The organism is Brevundimonas sp. UBA7664 (assembly GCF_002483305.1).
Lineage (GTDB): Bacteria > Pseudomonadota > Alphaproteobacteria > Caulobacterales > Caulobacteraceae > Brevundimonas.
Window position 1 is genome coordinate 1 of sequence record NZ_DLHQ01000005.1, and the last position, 2763, is coordinate 2763.

Here is a 2763-nt window from a genome sequence, read left to right on the forward strand (position 1 = left end):
GGCGCTGGCGGGGGCGGCGGGGGCGTTTCCACCGGAGGCTCGGGCGCGGGTTCGGGCGTCACCGGCCCGGGCGTGCCCCCGAGCACGAGCGTCTCGGAAATGATCTGGACCGGCACGCTGGTGACCATCGGCTGGGGCGCGCGGGTATAGCCCAGCAGGCCATAGCCGATCACGCCCAGGACCACCGCCGCATGGATGGCGATCGAGGCGACAAGGGCGGAACCGGGCCGTTCCAAACCCTCAGCCCTCCTCGTCCGTCGGAGCGCCGCCGGCGGTGTCGGTGATCAGGTTCAGCTTGGTGAAGCCGGCCGCCGACAGCCGGGCCATGACCCGGGCCACGGCCTGATACGGCGCGCGGCCGTCGCCGCGCACGGAAACCGCCTTCTCGAGGCCATCGGGGCCGGCGGCCTCGGCCACCGTCGCCACCAGGCGGTCGAAGCTGACCTCGCCCTCGCCGACATAGATGGCCCCGTCGCGCTTGATCGAGATGACCACCGGATCGTCCGAGGCGTCGACGGCGCTGGCCTCGGTCTTCGGCAGCTCCACCGGTACGGCCACGTTGAGCAGCGGGGCCGAGATCATGAAGATGATCAGCAGCACCAGCATCACATCGACCAGCGGGGTGACGTTGATCTCGCTGAGGGGCCGCTTGCGCGCCCGTCTGCGGCCCCGGACGTGTCCGCCGCCGCCGCCGCCTGCCAGCGCCATGCTCAGAGCTCCCGGGTGGGCTGCGTCGCAGGGGTCGACGGCCCGCCCAGCCGACGCGCCACGGCGGCCTGCAGATCGTCGGCGAAGCTTTCGAGTCGCCCGGTGAACTTGCCCGCGTCGATGGAGAATTTGTTGTAGGCGATATAGGCCGGAATGGCCGCGGCGAGGCCGATGGCGGTGGCGAACAGAGCCTCGGCGATGGCCGGCGCGACGGTGGTCAGATTGGTGTTGCCCGCCGAGGCGATGGCCCCGAAGGCGTTCATGATGCCCCACACCGTGCCGAACAGGCCGATGAAGGGCGAGGCGGTCGCCACCACCGACAGCACGCCGAGGCCGTTCTCGACCCGCTGGCCCTCACGCGCGATCAGGCTGTCGAGCGCGCGGTCGATGCGCGACATCAGCAGATTGGCCTGGTTCTCGGTCAGCGGCCCGCGCGTGCGCGCCTCGCGCCAGTCGGCCAGGGCGATGACCAGCATGCGCGGGAGGGGATGGACCGGGTTCGGCCCGGCCTGGGCCGCGACATCCTCGAGCGACCGGCCCGAGCCGACCGCGTCCTCAAAGGCGTTGGCCTGACGGTTCAGGGCGCTGAACCGCATGGCCTTGTCGATGATCACGGCCCACGACCACAGCGAGGCGACGGCGAGGCCGATCATGATCGCCTTCACGACGATGTCCGCTTCGAGGAACAGGGTCACGGGATTGAGCATCGAGGCGTCGGCGGCGAGGGTCATGCAGGGCGTCCTGTCGTCTGTCCGCCCCCTGTGCACCGGACGGGCGTGGCGGTTGTGTGGCGGTCCGGGTCGGGTCTAGCGAGGTGTGGCCGCGGCGTCACCTGTCTGCACGTGACAGGCGGGCGAAATGGTCAAGCTTCGCGCGCCAGCCACGGTCCGATCCGGTCCCGCAACAGCGGCGTCGGCCGTCGCGGCCGCCCGTCCAGATGGATGCAGACCGCCTCGACCCCGGCCCGGCACAGGATCTCGTCGCCGCGCGTGATGGTCTGGGAGATCAACAGACGCGGGCCCTTCACGGCGTCATAGCCGGTGCGCACCACCAGTTCCTCGTCGATCCGGGCCGGCTTGAGGAAGGTCAGCGCCATCTTCGAGACCACGAAGGCCATCGGCTGGTCGCCGTCCAGCAACTCGGCGTGGCCGACGCCCATCAGCCTCAGGCAGTCCGACCGCCCCCGCTCGAAATAGCGCAGGTAGTTGGCGTGATAGACCAGGCCGGTGAAGTCGGTGTCCTCGTAATAGACCCGGACCGGCAGGCGATGCTCGCGGCCCTCGAAGCGGCCGGCGGTGGGGGTGTCGGACGGATTCAATCGACTACGACGCTCCCGGCCGGCGGCTCCGGAAAACCCGGGCAGTCGGCTGCGATCATGGCGCGGAACTCGCCGTTCAGGGGATCGTGGCTCAACAGCATGCGGTTGGGACGCGAAATGAAGCCGACGCCGAGATCGGTCCGCCCTGCAGCCACATAGCCGCACACCACCTTGCCGCGGCCCGGCTCGATCAGCCGGACTTCCGCAGTCGGCCCCAACTGCTCGCGGGCCTGACGCAGCACGCGCCGCGAAACGGGCTCCTCGGTGAATCCCGCGCCCGAACCCCGGGTGACGAACCACAGCACCAGAACCCCGAGCACCAGCACAGCCACGCCCAGCACGACGATCAGTCTGTCGGTTCGCATCGCCCTGCGGGTCATTCGGCCTCCTGCGCCGACCATGCCGGGGTTCGCAGCCGAGGTGAAGGCCTCACTTGCCCCCGAACAGCCCGCCCTGCTCCGGCGCCTTGGGCGGTTCCGCCAGACCCAGATGCGCATAGGCCCGGGCGCAGGCCATGCGGCCGCGCGGGGTGCGCTGGATGAAGCCCTGTTGCAGCAGATAGGGCTCGATCACGTCCTCGACCGCGTCGCGCGCCTCGGCGATGGCGGCGGCGAGGGTGTCCATGCCGACGGGCCCGCCACCGTAGTTCTCGATCAGCGCCTTCAGGAACCGGCGGTCCAGGCTGTCCAGCCCCGCCTCGTCGACCTCCAGCCGCGCCAGCGCCCGCGCCGCCGCCA

Annotated in this window: 5 protein-coding genes and 1 pseudogene; all 6 read right to left on the reverse strand. The window is 70.6% G+C overall.

Going from position 1 to position 2763, the window contains the following annotated elements; all coding sequences use genetic code 11:
* Positions 1 to 236: pseudogene (locus B2742_RS00915) on the reverse strand (hypothetical protein); the annotation flags it as partial.
* 4 nt (positions 237 to 240) lie between these two features.
* Positions 241 to 708 carry an ExbD/TolR family protein gene (locus B2742_RS00920; RefSeq protein WP_292061923.1) on the reverse strand — a complete coding sequence of 156 codons (468 nt, stop codon included), beginning with the start codon at positions 706 to 708 and terminating at the stop codon, positions 241 to 243.
* Between the two features lie 2 nt (positions 709 to 710).
* Positions 711 to 1439, reverse strand: coding sequence for a protein TolQ (gene tolQ, locus B2742_RS00925; protein ID WP_292061925.1), 729 nt, complete (start codon positions 1437 to 1439; stop codon positions 711 to 713).
* A gap of 131 nt (positions 1440 to 1570) precedes the next feature.
* On the reverse strand, positions 1571 to 2026 hold the full coding sequence (gene ybgC / locus B2742_RS00930) for a tol-pal system-associated acyl-CoA thioesterase (RefSeq protein WP_292061927.1): 456 nt from the start codon (positions 2024 to 2026) through the stop codon (positions 1571 to 1573).
* Positions 2023 to 2391, reverse strand: a complete 369-nt coding sequence (locus B2742_RS00935; RefSeq protein WP_292061929.1) for a hypothetical protein — start codon at positions 2389 to 2391, stop codon at positions 2023 to 2025. The genes ybgC and B2742_RS00935 overlap by 4 nt, the downstream gene beginning before the upstream one ends.
* A gap of 64 nt (positions 2392 to 2455) precedes the next feature.
* The coding region (locus B2742_RS00940) for a Holliday junction DNA helicase RuvB C-terminal domain-containing protein (RefSeq protein WP_292061931.1) at positions 2456 to 2763 on the reverse strand (308 nt) is incomplete at its 5' end.